This is a genomic window from Aequorivita sp. KMM 9714 (assembly GCF_011065475.1).
GTDB classification, from domain to species: domain Bacteria; phylum Bacteroidota; class Bacteroidia; order Flavobacteriales; family Flavobacteriaceae; genus Aequorivita; species Aequorivita sinensis.
Genome location: NZ_JAAGRO010000001.1, coordinates 313,365 through 329,293, shown reverse-complemented (window position 1 = coordinate 329,293; position 15,929 = coordinate 313,365). Strand labels below are relative to the sequence as shown.

17 protein-coding genes are annotated in these 15,929 nt (G+C 34.9%); 10 read left to right on the top strand and 7 right to left on the bottom strand.

What is annotated here, in order from left to right; all coding sequences use genetic code 11:
* Nucleotides 1-20 precede the first annotated feature (20 nt).
* Nucleotides 21-1,337, bottom strand: a complete 1,317-nt coding sequence (locus G3A46_RS01485; RefSeq protein WP_165145310.1) for a pitrilysin family protein — start codon at nt 1,335-1,337, stop codon at nt 21-23.
* 280 nt (nt 1,338-1,617) lie between these two features.
* Between G3A46_RS01485 and G3A46_RS01480 the strand changes: the two genes are divergently transcribed.
* The 3 genes from G3A46_RS01480 (at nt 1,618) to rpmA (ending at nt 3,308) form a co-directional block, all read left to right on the top strand.
* Nucleotides 1,618-2,076 carry a DUF4199 family protein gene (locus tag G3A46_RS01480; RefSeq protein WP_165145307.1) on the top strand — a complete coding sequence of 153 codons (459 nt, stop codon included), beginning with the start codon at nt 1,618-1,620 and terminating at the stop codon, nt 2,074-2,076.
* Nucleotides 2,077-2,343: 267 nt separating this feature from the next.
* Nucleotides 2,344-3,009, top strand: coding sequence for a 50S ribosomal protein L21 (gene rplU, locus G3A46_RS01475; protein WP_139854118.1), 666 nt, complete (start codon nt 2,344-2,346; stop codon nt 3,007-3,009).
* 35 nt (nt 3,010-3,044) lie between these two features.
* Nucleotides 3,045-3,308 (top strand): 50S ribosomal protein L27, encoded by a 264-nt coding sequence (rpmA, locus tag G3A46_RS01470; RefSeq protein WP_165145304.1) that lies wholly within the window; start codon nt 3,045-3,047, stop codon nt 3,306-3,308.
* A 56-nt stretch (nt 3,309-3,364) separates the two neighbouring features.
* Here rpmA and G3A46_RS01465 read toward each other — a convergent pair whose 3' ends face one another.
* From G3A46_RS01465 to G3A46_RS01445, 5 genes are all read right to left on the bottom strand, one after another.
* Nucleotides 3,365-3,997 (bottom strand): transglutaminase domain-containing protein, encoded by a 633-nt coding sequence (locus G3A46_RS01465; protein WP_165145301.1) that lies wholly within the window; start codon nt 3,995-3,997, stop codon nt 3,365-3,367.
* A 177-nt stretch (nt 3,998-4,174) separates the two neighbouring features.
* Nucleotides 4,175-4,921 (bottom strand): succinate dehydrogenase/fumarate reductase iron-sulfur subunit, encoded by a 747-nt coding sequence (locus G3A46_RS01460; protein ID WP_139854115.1) that lies wholly within the window; start codon nt 4,919-4,921, stop codon nt 4,175-4,177.
* A 3-nt stretch (nt 4,922-4,924) separates the two neighbouring features.
* Complete coding sequence (locus G3A46_RS01455; RefSeq protein ID WP_165145298.1) at nt 4,925-6,928, bottom strand: fumarate reductase/succinate dehydrogenase flavoprotein subunit; 2,004 nt, start codon at nt 6,926-6,928, stop codon at nt 4,925-4,927.
* Between the two features lie 20 nt (nt 6,929-6,948).
* On the bottom strand, nt 6,949-7,605 hold the full coding sequence (locus tag G3A46_RS01450; RefSeq protein ID WP_165145295.1) for a succinate dehydrogenase cytochrome b subunit: 657 nt from the start codon (nt 7,603-7,605) through the stop codon (nt 6,949-6,951).
* Between the two features lie 192 nt (nt 7,606-7,797).
* The gene (locus G3A46_RS01445) at nt 7,798-8,973 is read right to left on the bottom strand and encodes a dicarboxylate/amino acid:cation symporter (RefSeq protein ID WP_165145292.1); all 1,176 of its coding nucleotides are present in this window, start codon (nt 8,971-8,973) and stop codon (nt 7,798-7,800) included.
* 150 nt (nt 8,974-9,123) lie between these two features.
* Here G3A46_RS01445 and G3A46_RS01440 point away from each other — a divergent pair, with 150 nt between their 5' ends.
* From G3A46_RS01440 to G3A46_RS01425, 4 genes are all read left to right on the top strand, one after another.
* Nucleotides 9,124-9,621 carry a GreA/GreB family elongation factor gene (locus tag G3A46_RS01440; RefSeq protein WP_165145289.1) on the top strand — a complete coding sequence of 166 codons (498 nt, stop codon included), beginning with the start codon at nt 9,124-9,126 and terminating at the stop codon, nt 9,619-9,621.
* A gap of 195 nt (nt 9,622-9,816) precedes the next feature.
* The gene (locus tag G3A46_RS01435; protein ID WP_165145286.1) at nt 9,817-11,109 is read left to right on the top strand and encodes an aminopeptidase P family protein; all 1,293 of its coding nucleotides are present in this window, start codon (nt 9,817-9,819) and stop codon (nt 11,107-11,109) included.
* Nucleotides 11,110-11,215: 106 nt separating this feature from the next.
* Nucleotides 11,216-11,530: a DUF3784 domain-containing protein gene (locus G3A46_RS01430; protein WP_165145283.1), complete on the top strand. Its 315-nt coding sequence runs from the start codon at nt 11,216-11,218 to the stop codon at nt 11,528-11,530.
* Nucleotides 11,531-11,598: 68 nt separating this feature from the next.
* Nucleotides 11,599-12,375 carry an alpha/beta hydrolase gene (locus tag G3A46_RS01425; RefSeq protein WP_165145280.1) on the top strand — a complete coding sequence of 259 codons (777 nt, stop codon included), beginning with the start codon at nt 11,599-11,601 and terminating at the stop codon, nt 12,373-12,375.
* A 5-nt stretch (nt 12,376-12,380) separates the two neighbouring features.
* On the opposite strand, the gene thiL is transcribed toward G3A46_RS01425, so the two are convergent.
* The gene (gene thiL, locus G3A46_RS01420) at nt 12,381-13,436 is read right to left on the bottom strand and encodes a thiamine-phosphate kinase (RefSeq protein WP_165145277.1); all 1,056 of its coding nucleotides are present in this window, start codon (nt 13,434-13,436) and stop codon (nt 12,381-12,383) included.
* A gap of 189 nt (nt 13,437-13,625) precedes the next feature.
* Between thiL and G3A46_RS01415 the strand changes: the two genes are divergently transcribed.
* The 3 genes from G3A46_RS01415 (at nt 13,626) to G3A46_RS01405 (ending at nt 15,929) form a co-directional block, all read left to right on the top strand.
* Complete coding sequence (locus G3A46_RS01415; RefSeq protein WP_139854106.1) at nt 13,626-13,955, top strand: iron-sulfur cluster assembly accessory protein; 330 nt, start codon at nt 13,626-13,628, stop codon at nt 13,953-13,955.
* Nucleotides 13,956-14,060: 105 nt separating this feature from the next.
* Nucleotides 14,061-15,506, top strand: a complete 1,446-nt coding sequence (gene sufB, locus G3A46_RS01410; RefSeq protein WP_165145274.1) for a Fe-S cluster assembly protein SufB — start codon at nt 14,061-14,063, stop codon at nt 15,504-15,506.
* A gap of 18 nt (nt 15,507-15,524) precedes the next feature.
* Entirely contained in the window at nt 15,525-15,929 is a 405-nt protein-coding gene (locus G3A46_RS01405) for a hypothetical protein (RefSeq protein WP_165145271.1), read from the top strand.

Below are 15,929 nucleotides of genomic sequence, written 5' to 3'. Positions count from 1 at the left end.
TTAAAATAATTCTAAGTTTTTTATTGTTCTGATTTTGGCAAATACTCTAAATATAAGCTCTGGTTTTTGTTTAGGTATTTTCTAGCTGCTTCACGAATATCCTCACGAGTGATGTTTTTGTAGATGTCCAATTCTTTATTAATAAGATTGGTGTCCCCGTAAAAAGTATAATAGTTTGCAAGTGAGTTTGCAATACCAGCAACAGTAGCATTAGCCGTTACAAATCTGTTTTTGTAAATGTTCTGAAGTTTTTCAAACTCGCGTTCAGAAATAAGTTCAGTCTGTAATCTAACAATCTCTTCTGAAATTTCAGCGTCTAAAGTTTCTAGAGGCGTGTTGTTAAGTGGGATTGCTAAGGTAATATACGTACCGTAATCTTCTTGGCTAAAGTTAATTGCTGCAACTTCAAGAGCCAATTTCTTTTCGTCAACTAGTTTTTTGTAAAGACGTGAGCTTTTTCCATCGCTTAAAATAGTTGAAACCATATCCAAGATATACGCATCACGCTCTTTCATAGAAGGAGTTCTGTATGCTTGAATAATCATTGGAAGCTGAATATTAGGATCGTAAAATTTAGCTTTAATTTGTTCGGTAATAGGATCTTCTTTGATATTTGGCTGAACTACTTCTGCACCTCTAGGAATTGGTCCGAAGTAATCTTTAATCATTTTCTTTACTTTAGGCTTGTCAATATCACCAGCAACTACTAGAACAGCGTTGTTAGGTACATAGAATTTTTTGTTGAAAGCTTGAAACTCCTCAAGAGTTGCAGCATCTAAATCTTCCATCTCACCAATTGTAGTCCAACGGTAAGGGTGCTTTTTAAACATGTTTTCCTTAACGGCTTTAAGGATGTTACCGTAAGGTTGATTATCTACTCTTAGGCGCTTTTCTTCTTTTACAACTTCGTTTTGTGTGTCTACACCAATTTGGTTGATAATTGGGTGAAGCATACGCTCACTTTCCATCCAAAGTCCAGTTTCAACACTGTTTGAAGGAAAAATTTCATAGTAATATGTGCGATCGTCTGTGGTGTTTGCGTTGTTGCTTCCACCATTAGATGTTACAATTTCGAACCACTTTCCACGACCAATATTTTCGGTCCCTTCAAATAATAAGTGTTCAAAAAAGTGAGCGAACCCTGAACGTCCAGGAGTTTCGTTTTTTGCACCCACGTGGTACATCACAGAAGTTACTGCAACGGGAGCAGTATTGTCTTCGTATAAAATAACATGAAGTCCGTTATCCAATTTGTATTCTTCAAATTCAACTTGTTGGGCCTTAGCGCCAACTAGAAACATAAAGGCGAACAAGACGGTAAGAAATGTTTTTTTCATCGTTTTAAATTAAAGTTTAAATATTCGAAAGTTTAACTCACAAAGTTAATTAATTTTAAGAGCTTTTGGGTTTAATTTAATTTTAAACTCAGTCGCTAATTTGACGTAGCTTTAAGCAGAATGTTACTTTACTATAGATGAAAAAATGAAATTTCAACTATTCTTAGATATTTTAGTTTGTGAATTTTGATTCTAAGTGTTTAATTTTTAAAAAGTTATATTGATGTTTTGAACTTTGTAATACAAAATTTCGTAACTTTTAGGTTTAAATCCAATCACTATGTTTAAAGTATATTCACGTTACGGTTTTGGAATTGCAGCAATACTAATTGCCTACTTTCTTATTTTAAAACTTATTGGGTTACACCAATACCCTGTGTTGAGTTCAGTAAATGGGTTGATTTTCGGTTTTGGAATTTACATGGCTTTAAAAAAGTACTCTTCATCGGAAACAAACTTCAAATATGAAAAAGGATTTGAGGTAGGTTTGTTTTCTGGAGGAATTGCATCGGTGTTATTTTCAATTTTTATGGCTATATATATGTATCAGATTGACACAGAGTTTTCTTCAGGCATTATGAATAAATGGAATCTTGAATATGATTTAGGAACTCTTATGCTTGTTTTGTCTATTTTAATTATGGGATTTGCAACTACTATAGTTTTAACCCTTTCTTTTATGCAGCTTCTTAAAACGTCTTGGAACACTCAAGATGGCAATAGAAATGTCATGAAATAAACGACTGATTGTTAGAGTTTTAATTGGGTTTTTAAATAGAATTCTTAGTAATGTGATGATTATAAACTTGTAAAATCACTTCTTCTTATTGAATTCAATTGTCAATCAGTGTATTAAGCGTGAAAGATTAAATATAAAACGCTTTGTCAATTCCTTTTTTAAAATTATATTTGCAGCCCCCTACGCAGAATTTATTTTGCTTCGGTGGCTAAAGCTTCCGCAAACGATAGGGAAAACTAAGTTTAACTAATTTATAAACGATTCGCTATGTACGCAATTGTAGAGATAGCAGGGCAGCAAGTAAAAGTTGCGAAAGACCAAAAGGTTTTTGTTAATCGTTTACCAGTAGAAGAAGGAAAATCAGTGTCTTTTGACAATGTACTTCTTATTGGTGACGGAGACAATATTACCATAGGCGCCCCGGCTATAAACGGCGCTCAAATAGGAGCAAAAGTCGTAAAGCACCTTAAAGGTGACAAAGTTATAGTTTTCAAAAAGAAACGCCGTAAAGGTTACCGTGTTAAAAACGGACACCGTCAGGCACTTTCTGAAATTGTAATTGAAAGCATTGTAGCTTCAGGAGCTACACCTGCTAAAAAGGAAGAAGCTAAAAAAGCTGCTCCAAAATCAGAAACTAAAGCACCTGCAAAAAAAGCTGCTCCTAAAAAAGCCGCTAAAGCAGACGATCTTAAAAAGATTGAAGGTGTTGGACCAAAAGCTGCAGAAGCTATGGTTGCTGCTGGATTGGATACTTTTGCTAAAGTTGCAAAAGCAAAACCAGAAGCTATCGCAACTATTCTTTCTGAAGCAAGTTCAAATTTAGCACATTTAGTTACAGACACTTGGCCAAAACAAGCTAAATTAGCTGCTGATGGTAAGTGGGATGAGCTAAAAGAATTGCAAGACAGATTAGATGGTGGGATTGAAAAATAATCTTACTGAAGTATAATATTTAAAACCGAAACAAAATGGCTCACAAAAAAGGAGTTGGTAGTTCTAAGAACGGTAGAGAATCAGAATCGAAACGTTTAGGCGTTAAGATTTTTGGAGGACAGGCTGCTGTTGCTGGAAATATCATTGTAAGACAAAGAGGTAATACGCATCACCCAGGTGAAAACGTATACGGTGGTAAAGACCATACCCTTCACGCAAAAGTGGATGGTATTGTTAAATTTACCAAGAAGAAAGATAACAAGAGCTACGTTTCAATCGTTCCAAGCGCTGAGGCATAGTAATTTATCTTGTTTAAGATTAAAAAACCTTCACAGAAATGTGAAGGTTTTTTTTATTAATGAGAATTTATGTTTTTAAATTCTGAAAAGGTTATTGGTTCTTTTAATAATGTATACTTAGGATCTTCAGGATAATGAGAGTATATAAAATCTTCAGGTCTTGTTAAGTACCAAAAGTTATCTGGAGACCCTCCATTGCCATGACTTACCGCCCACGTTAAATCAATTAAATGCCATTTGCCATTTAGTTTTACTACATTCCAAGTGTGGTGAGGAGTTTTGGTTTGTTTAAAACGGCCAGTGTAATCCTTAGTGTATCCGTGAACTTCTTTAGCTTCTATGCCAAGGTCTGAGCACAAAGATTTAAATAATAGTGCAAACCCTCCACACAAAGCCATTTTGCGTTCTAAAGCGTTCTTAACAACGTTTTCTTCTGAAGTATATATTCTGTTCTGAAGACTCTTACTTCGCATTAATTCATTATCGTATGAAATGTTTTTTGTAATCCAATTATAAATCTCTAATACCTTTTCAGAATCTGATATCGTATTTTTTGTAATTGAATATGCTAATTGCTTTGTAGAAAACTTAGAATCTTTCTTATTTGAAGTAGTTTTTACTTCTTTTTTCCAAACACGAGGACCAATTTGGCTAAAAGTAGTTTGGCTACAACAAATGAAAAAAATCAATAAATAATATATTCTAACCATAAAGAGCTTAGTTCTTATACTTTGAAAACGAATATAAGTGTAATTTATTTAAAATGAATATGTTAAATATTTTTTAGCTTTTCCCTTTAGATTTTAAGCACAAAAAAACCTCTGCAATAATTGCAGAGGTTTTAGTTATATAAGGTATAATTTATTTTATCCTTTTAAGCTTGCGCTTAGGTATTCGCGGTTCATTCTTGCAATGTTTTCTAATGAAATACCTTTTGGACATTCAATTTCACAAGCACCTGTATTTGTACAGTTACCAAATCCTTCTTTATCCATTTGAGCAACCATGTTTAATACACGCTCAGTTGCTTCAACTTTCCCTTGAGGAAGCAATGCAAACTGGCTTACTTTAGCTGCAGTGAATAACATTGCACTAGCGTTTTTACAAGCTGCAACACATGCACCACAACCAATACAAGTTGCTGCGTTGAAAGAATCGTCTGCATCCTGCTTATTTACAGGAATAGCATTAGCGTCGATAGTGTTACCTGAAGTGTTTACTGAAACGTAACCACCTGCTTGCTGAATTCTTTCAAATGATGTTCTATCTACAACTAAATCCTTAATTACAGGGAATGCTTTTGCGCGGAATGGTTCGATAACAATTGTATCACCATCATTAAACATACGCATGTGTAACTGGCAAGTTGTAACCAATCTATCTGGTCCGTGAGGTTCTCCGTTAATTTGTAACGAACAAGCACCGCAAATTCCTTCACGACAGTCGTGATCGAAAACTACTGGCTCTTCACCTTTATTAATTAATTCTTCATTTAGAACGTCGAGCATCTCTAAGAAAGACATGTCACCTTCTATTCCGTCAATAGGATATGTTTTTAATTCTCCTTTTGCTTTGCTATTTTTCTGTCTCCAGATTTTTAAAGTAAGTTTCATAGTCTATTTGTATGATCTCGATTTAACTTCAATATTTTCGTACTTCAATTCTTCTTTGTGAAGTACTTCTGTTGCTGGATCTCCAGTGTATTCCCAAGCGGCAACGTACATAAAGTTTTCGTCGTCACGTAGTGCCTCTCCTTCTTCAGTTTGATATTCTTCACGGAAGTGTCCTCCACAAGATTCATTTCTGTGTAAGGCGTCTTTCGCAAACAATTCTCCTAATTCAAGGAAATCTGCAACACGCATCGCTTTTTCAAGCTCTGCATTCATTTCATTCAATTCTCCAGGAACTTTAACTTCTTTCCAGAATTCTTCGCGTAAAGCTCTAATTTCGGTCATTGCAGACGCTAAATCTTTCGCATTACGAGCCATTCCGCATTTGTTCCACATAATGTGTCCAAGTTTCTTGTGGAAATAATCTACAGAGTGAGATCCTTTATTGTTTATCAGCTTTTCTAATTGCTCGCGAACCTTGTTTTCAGCTTCGTCGAACTCTTTAGAATCTGTTGGAATTGGTCCAGTTTTAATGTCCTTTGATAGATAATCACCAATTGTATATGGCAATACGAAATAACCGTCTGCTAATCCCTGCATTAATGCCGATGCACCTAAGCGGTTTGCACCGTGATCACTAAAGTTAGCTTCTCCAGTTACATAGCAACCAGGAATTGTAGACTGTAGGTTGTAATCTACCCAAATTCCGCCCATAGTATAGTGTACTGCTGGGTAAATCATCATTGGGCTTTCGTATGGGTTTTCATCTACGATTTTCTCGTACATCTGGAAAAGGTTTCCGTATTTATTCTCGATAACCTCTTTCCCAAGTTTTGTAATTTCTTCTTTAGATGGATTGTGGTTTCCGTGCATTGCTGCTTGCTCTTTTCCGTAACGTTCAATAGCACTAGCAAAGTCTAGGAATACAGCTTGACCTGTTTTATTTACACCAAATCCAGCGTCGCAACGTTCTTTGGCTGCTCTAGAAGCTACGTCACGAGGTACTAAGTTACCAAAAGAAGGGTATCTTCTTTCTAAGTAGTAATCACGTTCGTCTTCCGAAAGATCTTTAGCTTTTTTCTTTCCTTCACGGATAGCGATAGCATCTTCTTTTTTCTTAGGAACCCAAATTCTACCATCGTTTCTTAATGATTCAGACATCAAAGTAAGTTTACTTTGGTGGTCTCCAGAAACTGGAATACATGTTGGGTGAATTTGTGTATAGCAAGGGTTTGCGAAGTAAGCACCTCTTTTATGGATTTTCCAAGCTGCTGTTGCGTTACTTCCCATTGCGTTTGTCGATAAGAAGAATGCGTTTCCGTATCCACCAGATGCGATTACTACTGCGTGAGCTGAATGTCTTTCAATTTCACCAGTAATTAAATCGCGAGCGATGATACCTCTTGCTTTTCCGTCTACGATAACTAAATCTAGCATTTCGTGACGGTTGTAAGGAGTAATTTTCCCTCTATTTATTTGGCGGTTCATTGCTGAATATGCACCAAGTAATAATTGTTGTCCTGTTTGACCTTTAGCGTAAAAGGTACGTGAAACTAAAACACCACCGAAAGAACGGTTGTCTAACATTCCTCCATATTCACGAGCAAAAGGAACACCTTGTGCTACACATTGGTCGATGATGTTTGCTGATACTTCAGCAAGACGATAAACGTTTGCTTCACGAGAGCGGTAATCGCCACCTTTTACAGTATCGTAGAATAAACGGTAGTTAGAGTCACCATCACCTTGATAGTTTTTTGCTGCGTTAATACCTCCTTGTGCTGCAATAGAGTGTGCACGTCTAGGAGAATCTTGGTAGCAAAATGTTTTTACGTTATAGCCTAATTCGGCAAGAGTTGCTGCGGCACTACCTCCAGCAAGACCTGTACCAACTACAATAATATCTATATTACGTTTGTTGGCAGGGTTAACGAGATTTACGTCGTTTTTATGTTTTGTCCACTTATCTGCTAAGGGTCCTTTTGGGATTTTTGAATCTAATATTGACATAGCGCTAAATTTCGTGGTGATTATTGATTAAGGTGTAAATAAATCGCAATGAAAATAAATCCTAAAGGGATAAATATTGCGTAAAACTTCGTGAAACCTTGTAAGGCTTTAGAATACTTGTTATTCCAACCCATACTTTGGAAAGACGAAGAAAATCCATGCCAAAGGTGAAGTGCTAACAATACAAATGAAAGACTGTATAATCCTGTGCGAACAGGGCTTTCAAATTTTTGAAGCAACTCGGTATAATAACGAGTTTCATCTACTGGGTGGCTTTCAACATACTTATGTACTATTTCTGGAAACCAGAAATCGTAGAAGTGAAGACCTAAAAACGCTAAGATTACAGCACCGCTAATAATCATATTTCGCGAAGCCCAAGAAGAGTTTTTGTTTCCTTTATAAGAATTGTAGCTAATTTGTCTTGCACTGCGGTTTCTAATTTCAAGGATAATTCCCATTACAAAATGGAAAATAACTCCAATAATTAAAATAGGTTGTGCGATAAACTGAACCACAAAGTTATGCCCCATAAAATGAGACAAGCTGTTAAAGGTTTCAGGGTCTAAGACCGATGTAAAGTTAATAATAAAGTGTTGCGCCAAAAAAATGACGAGGAACAAGCCCGAAAGAGCCATCGCTACTTTTCGTGCAATTGAAGAGGTTAGTATTGCCATTATTGTTTAATTTCTAGAATAGTGCCACAAAAATACACTTCAAACTGCATGTTGCCAAACATTCTTTGTTGTTTGAAACCTATTTAGAATTGGTTTAAATATCTAACTGTTATTTAAAACCTAAAGTTTGATTATTTATTTTAACGGAAAGCATCAAAAAATGCCATTGTTATTCTATTTGTTTTTATAGAATTAGGCAACAGTTTTATCTTTCGTAATTTTATCTACTACTAACGAAATAGCGCCATCGCCAGTAACATTGCAAGCAGTTCCAAAACTATCCATTGCGATATATAAAGCTATCATAAGACCAATCATTTCTTCATTAAACCCTAGCATAGATTGTAAAATTCCTACCGCAGCCATAATTGCACCTCCTGGAACACCAGGTGCTGCAATCATTGCAATTCCTAATACAAATATAAATCCAGCAAAAAGCGTAAAGCTAAAAGGCATTCCTTGTAAAATCATTAAAGCCATAGCGCAAGCAGTTATTTTCATAATACTACCAGATAAATGTATGGTAGCACATAGCGGTATAACAAAGCCTGCAATTTTTTCTGAAACACCATTTTTTTGTGTTTGTTCTAATGTTACGGGAATAGTTGCTGCAGATGATTGTGTGCCTAATGCCGTGAAATATGCCGGCATCATAGTAGCTAATAATTTAATTGGATTTTTTTTAACAAGTACCCCAGCGATAGTGTATTGAAACAATAATAATAGAATGTGTAATGCGAAAATCACGCCTATTATACTTATGAAGACCGAAAGAATTGAGAAAACCTTTCCGTTAAAAGACATGCTAACAAATATTCCTAAGATAAAAAGTGGAAGTAAGGGCACAATTACATTTTCAATCAATTGCATTATGATTTTCTGAAAATCTTTAATCACCAGCTTTAAACTTGACTTCTCTTGAAAAGATAATCCTAAGCCAACGACAAAGGCCAAAACCAATGCCGACATTACATCTAATATAGGGGGAATGTTAATGCTAAAGTACGGAGTTAATTCTTTGCCAGAATCTACAATTTGACCTGCATCATTAACGTGTGATTCTAATAGAAAAGGAAAAATACTAGAGGCAGAAAAATACGTCATAAACCCCGAAAACAAGGTGGAGCCGTAGGCAATTAAAGCAGTAATCAACAATAATTTTCCTGCGCCTCTTCCTAAATCGGAAATGGCAGGCATTATTAGTCCCATAATAATTAAAGGAATAGAAAAGCTTAAAAACTGTCCAAAAAAGGCATTGAAAGTGGTAAAAATTCGGTTTACAGATTCAGGTAAGATTTGCCCGAATACAATACCTAATACTATGGCTATAAAAACTTTAAATAGTAAGTTTGTGTAGATGTGCTTCATTAGTAAATGCTGTTTAAGTGCTTTTCTAATTCTTTACAGATAAAAAGAAAGGTGTAAATATACAGCCATTGTAGGGATTGCTTATGCTATTACATATATTATGTATTTTATTAGTTGCATGGATTTTTAAAAAAAATTAAATAAATAATTATGAGTAGAGGTTTTGTGAAAGAAGACGATCAAGAGGAAATCCCTATTGTGCCACCAAGAGCAGATTTGCCTGAGGGCGTAACAAATTACGTTACTCAAATTGGAATGGATGAGCTCTTGGAAGAAAAGCAATCGTTAATTGATGAAAAGGAGAACCTTGAAGTTACTAACGAAAGTGACAGGCGAATTGCAGTCAATCACATTAATGCAAAACTTCAACTTCTTCTGAATAGAATAAATACTGCAAAAATTATAGATATCGATCAGCAACCGAAGGATGAAGTGAGATTTGGTGCGCGGTTAACCCTAAAAATTGGCAACAACCCAAAGCTGCAGCATTTCCAAATAGTTGGAGTGGATGAAGCTAATATTGCCAAAGGAAAAATTTCATTTATTTCACCTCTTGCAAAAGCGCTTATAAGTAAGAAAGTTGGCGAAAAAGCAGTTTTAAAAATAGGGAATGAAGAGCGTGTTTTTGAGATTGTAGATATTGCCTAATGGGCTAAGATTAGTATAGTTTTAACCTAACTTCTTAAGTAATTAAGCTTATAATATTTAATTTTGGCTTTCAATATAAATTACTTTTTGCTTTGCAATTACACTTTTATTTCACCGGCTTACTTAACTAAGGTTAAAGCTTTTTTAAGTTGGTGTAAAAAAAATTCTCAGCAATTATTCTAAAATATAAATTCAATGAAATACGATCAAATTCCAAGTGAACTTTTTGTGAAAAACCGTAAAAACTTTATGGCTCAAATGAAGCCGAAAAGTGTAGCGGTTTTTAACAGTAACGATATATATCCTATTAGTGCAGATAGTACTATGCCATTTCAACAGGCGCGTGATTTATTTTACCTATCTGGTGCTGATCAAGAAGAGACAATATTAGTTCTTTTTCCAGATGCTCCCTATGAAGAACATCGCGAAATGCTTTTTGTTCGTGAAACAAACGAACATATTGCTGTTTGGGAAGGCGAAAAGTTAACCAAAGAAAAAGCATACGAGGTTTCAGGAATTAAAAATGTTCACTGGCTAAAAGACTTCGATAAAATCTTTTTTGAAGTTATGACTCAAGCAGAGCGAATTTACTTCAATACTAATGAACACTACAGACAAAGTGTAGAAACTGAAACTCGTGAAGATAGATTTATAAAAGCTACAAAAGCTAAATATCCTGCACATAGTTGGGAGCGTAGCAATCCGATTTTACAGAGTCTGCGTTCAGTTAAGGATCAAATAGAATTAGATATTCTTCAGAAGGCTTGTGATATCACTGAAAAAGGATTTAGAAGAGTTTTAAATTTTATAAAACCAGGTGTTTGGGAATATGAAATTGAAGCAGAATACATGCATGAATTCTTAAGAAATCGTTCTCGTGGTTTTGCTTATACGCCAATTATTGCAAGTGGAAACAATGCAAATGTTCTTCACTACATCGAAAATAATCAACAATGTAAAGCTGGAGATTTGATACTGATGGACGTTGGTGCCGAATACGCTAATTATTCTAGTGATATGAGTCGTACTATTCCTGTAAGCGGAAGGTTTACAAAACGTCAACGTGAAGTGTACGATGCAGTAAATCGCGTGAAGGATAATGCAACAAAAATGTTGGTGCCTGGAAATTACTGGAAGGAGTATCACAAAGAAGTAGGGGAGTTAATGACTAAAGAACTTCTTGACTTGAAACTTCTGGATAAAGCAGACGTGAAAAATCAAGATCCAAACTGGCCTGCTTATAAAAAATACTTTATGCACGGTACTAGTCACCACATTGGTTTAGATACTCATGACTACGGTGTGCTTTGGGAAAAAATGACAGAAAACATGGTGTTTACTGTAGAACCTGGAATTTATATTCCAGAAGAAGGCTTCGGTATCAGACTTGAAGACGATGTGGTTATTCAAAAATCAGGTGAGCCATTTAACTTAATGCGTAATATCCCAATTGAAGCAGAAGAGATTGAGGATTTAATGAATAAATAGAACAAAGAAATAGGACTTTTAAACTCCAAGACCTGACAGGTTTTTTAAGCTTGTCAGGTTTTTTTATATGGTGTCTTGTATTTTTTTAATTTTTATCTTTGGGCTTATGGATTTACCATTGATAATTATTGGCGTATTTCTTATTGTACTCGGGATAGTGGTAAAACATTTTAAGCTTTACTTTCTTATCGCGGGATATAATACCATGACCAAAGCGGAAAAGGAAGAGGTTAATATTGAAAAAGTAGCTTCATTATTAAGATTTGTCTTCGGAATTATTGGATTGGCTTTTATTATTTTAGGGATGGTGGTTTCTAAATTAGAAAACCCTGAAATAGCAAACTATGTCTTTTTTACAGTGATAATTGGAACAGTCGTCTTCTTTATAGTTAAATCTAATTCTTCAGCATATAAAAAATAAAATTTATTATAGGACCTTTAAAGTATTCCTCTTTTTTAGCGGGCTCTTTGTAGGTCTATTTTCATACTATGATTTTAAAATATAACAACACAGAAATACATTACAACACCTACGGAAGTGGTCCCGCAATTGTTCTATTGCACGGGTTTCTGGAGAGCTCAACAATGTGGAAAAACCTTATTCCGCAATTGTCCAAACAAAACACTATAATAACACTAGATTTTCCTGGTCACGGGAAAAGTGAAGTTATTTCAGACATTCATTCTATGGAGTTAATGGCTGAAGTAGTTGATGAAATTCTCAAAACTTTAAAAATAACTTCAGCGACATTTATTGGTCATTCAATGGGAGGGTATATCGCATTAGCCTATGTTGAAAAATTTCCTTCAAAAGTTGAAAAATTAGTACTTTTAAATTCATCACCTGCTCCAGATTCCGAAGAAAGAAAAATTAACCGAAATCGTGCTTTAAAAGTAATTGAGCAAAATGCTTATGCTTTTATAAGTATGGCAATTAGCAATTTATTTTCTGAAACTACACGCGATAAAATTGCTTCAGATATAGAGGAATTAAAAAAGGAAGCACGGTCATTTCCGCTTGACGGAATAAAAGCTGCAATAAAAGGTATGCGCGACCGTAAGGACCGAAGCGATGTATTGAAAAACTTCAGCAAAGAAAAGTATATGATTCTTTCAAAAGAAGACTCGTTGCTGCCTGTCGATGAAAATGTAGCTTTAGCTAAAAGTTGTGATGCCTTATCCATTATAATTGAAGGAGGGCATATGAGTACTGTTGAAAACTTGGATGAGGTTTTAGATGCTCTAAAAAATATATTGAATATTTAATTCAATTATTCCGAATCCTTCATTGGGTTCCAACCACGTGCAATTAGCGGTATTTTAGTTCCTGCTCGGCTTATAAGATGAGTACCTTCATTTTCATGAGTCATATGTCCTATTACCGTAAGGTGAGGATTAGCTTTAATTTTAGGGTAATCCTCGGTGCTAATTGTAAAAAGCAATTCGTAATCTTCGCCTCCACTTAAAGCAATGGTAGTACTATCTAAGTTGAATTCTTCACAAGTTGTAATTACTTGAGGATCTAATGGGATTTTATCTTCAAATAAATTACACCCTACTTTTGAATGTTTACAAATGTGAATTATTTCTGATGATAAACCATCGCTAATGTCAATCATAGCGGTTGGTTTCACACCTAATTCTTTTAATAAATTAGGAATATCCTTTCTAGCTTCAGGCTTTAATTGGCGTTCCACCAAATATGTATAAGGTTCTAAGTCTGGTTGGCTATTTGGGTTTACTTTGAAAACCTCTTTCTCACGTTCCAAAACTTGTAATCCTAGATAAGCAGCACCTAAATCACCCGAAACAACAAGTAGGTCGTTTTCTTTAGCTCCACTTCTATAAACAGCTTCTCCCTTTTTTACAGTACCTAAGGCTGTAACGCTAATTAATAAACCTGTTGTTGAAGAAGTTGTGTCACCACCCACTACATCTACATTATATATTTTAGCTGCAGCTGTAATTCCTGCGTAAAGTTCTTCTAATGCTTCAATAGGAAATCGATTTGAAACTGCAATGCTTACTGTAATTTGGGTAGGCTCTGCATTCATTGCGTACACGTCGGATAGGTTAACAATTACCGATTTGTATCCTAAGTGTTTCAAGGGAACATAACTTAAATCGAAATGAACACCTTCTAAAAGTAAATCTGTAGTAACAACTATTTCGTTTTTAGAATTACAAGCAATCACAGCGGCATCATCGCCAATTCCTTTTACAGTCGATTTTTGTTTTATTTTGAAGTTTTTTGTTAGATGATCTATAAGACCAAATTCGCCTAAGCTTGCAATACTTGTGGTGGAATTATCTTTATTCTCAAACATTCTTCTAAGTTTATTACAGATTTTGGCAAAAGTACGCTTTTCCTATACATTATCGAAAAATGCAAGTAATAATCACGCCTATTACACTATAGGCTGAAGCTATAATGCAATAGTTTTAAATTCCCACTTCGCTATGGTTAAAAGTTCTAATTGATGTATATTTGCGTCTAATTTAGAATTATTCTATATATGATTAAGGTAAGTGATAATGCAAAAAACAAAATTGCACAGTTAATGGCCGAGGATGGCTTTGATATTGCGAAGGATTTTGTACGCGTTGGAGTCAAAAGTGGCGGATGCTCCGGGCTTAGCTATGAGTTGAAATTTGATCATAATCTAGGTGAAAACGATAAACTTTTTGAAGAAGCTGATGTTAAAATTGCAGTGGATAAAAAAAGTTTTTTATACCTAGTAGGAACCACACTCGAATATAGTGGTGGGCTTAATGGAAAAGGTTTTGTTTTCCAAAATCCAAATGCGAATCGCACTTGTGGATGTGGAGAATCTTTTTCGTTATAAATAAGTTGTAGTTTACTTATAGAAAAGTAAATTAAATGCAAATGAATTTAAGTAAGTTCTTTATTCTGTATTGAATTTAGAACTACAAATTTTGAATTAATAAAAATGAAATACACCGAAGACGATTTAAAGAAAGAATTAGAAACCAAGGAATATGAATATGGATTCTATACTGATATAGAATCTGACACATTTCCTGTTGGATTAAGTGAAGATGTAGTACGCGCAATTTCTAAAAAGAAAGAGGAGCCAGAATGGATGACAGAGTGGCGTTTAGAATCATATCGTTATTGGTTGAAAATGGTAGAACCAGAATGGGCAAATGTACATTATGAAAAACCTGACTTTCAGGCAATTTCTTATTACTCCGCACCAAATAGCAAACCTAAGTACGATAGTCTTGATGAGGTAGATCCAGAATTATTGGACACTTTTAAACGATTGGGTATTTCATTAGACGAACAAAAGAAACTTGCCGGAGTTGCAGTGGATATTGTAATGGACTCAGTTTCTGTGGCAACCACTTTTAAAAAGACATTAGCCGAAAAAGGAATTATTTTCTGTTCTATTTCTGAGGCGATTAAAAATCACCCTGAATTAGTAAAGAAATATTTAGGCACTGTAGTGCCACAGAGAGATAACTTTTACGCAGCTTTAAATAGTGCAGTATTTAGCGATGGTTCTTTCTGTTATATTCCAAAAGGAGTACGTTGCCCAATGGAACTTTCTACTTACTTTAGAATTAATCAAGCAGGTACAGGGCAGTTTGAAAGAACGCTAGTAATTGCAGATGAAGACAGTTACGTAAGTTACCTTGAAGGTTGTACAGCACCAAGTCGTGATGAAAACCAATTACACGCTGCAGTAGTAGAGTTAATTGCATTAGATGGAGCTGAAATAAAGTATTCTACGGTACAAAACTGGTACCCAGGAGATAAAGAAGGAAAAGGAGGGGTTTATAACTTTGTAACTAAAAGAGGTATTTGTGAAAAGAATGCGAAAATTTCTTGGACACAAGTAGAAACTGGTAGTGCTGTAACTTGGAAGTATCCAAGTTGTATTTTAAAAGGAGATAACTCAATTGGTGAATTCTATTCTATTGCTGTTACAAATGATTATCAGCAAGCAGATACTGGAACCAAAATGATTCATATTGGTAAAAACACTAAGAGTACGATAATCTCTAAGGGTATTTCAGCAGGAAAATCGCAAAATAGTTACCGAGGGTTGGTTAAGATTCACCCAAATGCAGATAACGCGCGTAACTTCTCTCAGTGTGACTCATTATTAATGGGGAATAGCTGTGGGGCTCATACCTTCCCATATATTGAATCTAAAAACAAATCGGCTCAAATAGAACACGAAGCTACTACAAGTAAAATTGGTGAGGACCAAATTTTCTATTGTAATCAACGTGGAATTAACACAGAAAAAGCAATTGCTTTAATAGTAAATGGTTTTGGGAAAGAGGTTTTAAACAAGTTGCCTATGGAGTTTGCAGTAGAAGCGCAAAAACTCTTAGAAATTAGTTTAGAAGGCTCTGTAGGATAAACATTAGAAGTTTAAATTATGAAAAAATACTTATTGATATTAACGCTTTCGTTAGTGTTTTTTTCCTGTAAAAATTCTGAAGAAAATAAAACTTCTGACGAGCTAACAACTCAAAACGAAGAGAGCCTGCCAACGTTTCAAGGGGATTTTATCAACACTGATGGAGCCTTAGTTTTAATGGGGTCGAGCTTTATTTATGGCGTTAAGCGCAATGAAGTTTCAGATGAATTATCAAAACGAGTTTCGGCAATTAAAACGAACGATTTTGATATGGTAGGGGTTATAGTAAAAGGAGTAGTTTCCGAAAATACCGATACCGATACCAATTGGGAAGAAATAATAACAATAAAAGAAATTGTGAAGGTGAATGATTCCCCTTCAGCAGTAGATATTAAATTACAAGAATCAGCAAAGACAAATTGA

Coding starts and splice junctions, on each gene's coding strand:
- G3A46_RS01445 (WP_165145292.1), bottom strand. CDS start 8,973: ATGAAGCACATCTACACAAACTTACTATTTAAAGTTTTTATAGCCATA.
- G3A46_RS01415 (WP_139854106.1), top strand. CDS start 13,626: ATGATTAAGGTAAGTGATAATGCAAAAAACAAAATTGCACAGTTAATG.
- G3A46_RS01485 (WP_165145310.1), bottom strand. CDS start 1,337: ATGAAAAAAACATTTCTTACCGTCTTGTTCGCCTTTATGTTTCTAGTT.
- rplU (WP_139854118.1), top strand. CDS start 2,344: ATGTACGCAATTGTAGAGATAGCAGGGCAGCAAGTAAAAGTTGCGAAA.
- G3A46_RS01455 (WP_165145298.1), bottom strand. CDS start 6,928: ATGTCAATATTAGATTCAAAAATCCCAAAAGGACCCTTAGCAGATAAG.
- rpmA (WP_165145304.1), top strand. CDS start 3,045: ATGGCTCACAAAAAAGGAGTTGGTAGTTCTAAGAACGGTAGAGAATCA.
- G3A46_RS01480 (WP_165145307.1), top strand. CDS start 1,618: ATGTTTAAAGTATATTCACGTTACGGTTTTGGAATTGCAGCAATACTA.
- sufB (WP_165145274.1), top strand. CDS start 14,061: ATGAAATACACCGAAGACGATTTAAAGAAAGAATTAGAAACCAAGGAA.
- G3A46_RS01440 (WP_165145289.1), top strand. CDS start 9,124: ATGAGTAGAGGTTTTGTGAAAGAAGACGATCAAGAGGAAATCCCTATT.
- G3A46_RS01405 (WP_165145271.1), top strand. CDS start 15,525: ATGAAAAAATACTTATTGATATTAACGCTTTCGTTAGTGTTTTTTTCC.
- G3A46_RS01430 (WP_165145283.1), top strand. CDS start 11,216: ATGGATTTACCATTGATAATTATTGGCGTATTTCTTATTGTACTCGGG.
- G3A46_RS01425 (WP_165145280.1), top strand. CDS start 11,599: ATGATTTTAAAATATAACAACACAGAAATACATTACAACACCTACGGA.
- G3A46_RS01460 (WP_139854115.1), bottom strand. CDS start 4,921: ATGAAACTTACTTTAAAAATCTGGAGACAGAAAAATAGCAAAGCAAAA.
- G3A46_RS01435 (WP_165145286.1), top strand. CDS start 9,817: ATGAAATACGATCAAATTCCAAGTGAACTTTTTGTGAAAAACCGTAAA.
- G3A46_RS01450 (WP_165145295.1), bottom strand. CDS start 7,605: ATGGCAATACTAACCTCTTCAATTGCACGAAAAGTAGCGATGGCTCTT.
- thiL (WP_165145277.1), bottom strand. CDS start 13,436: ATGTTTGAGAATAAAGATAATTCCACCACAAGTATTGCAAGCTTAGGC.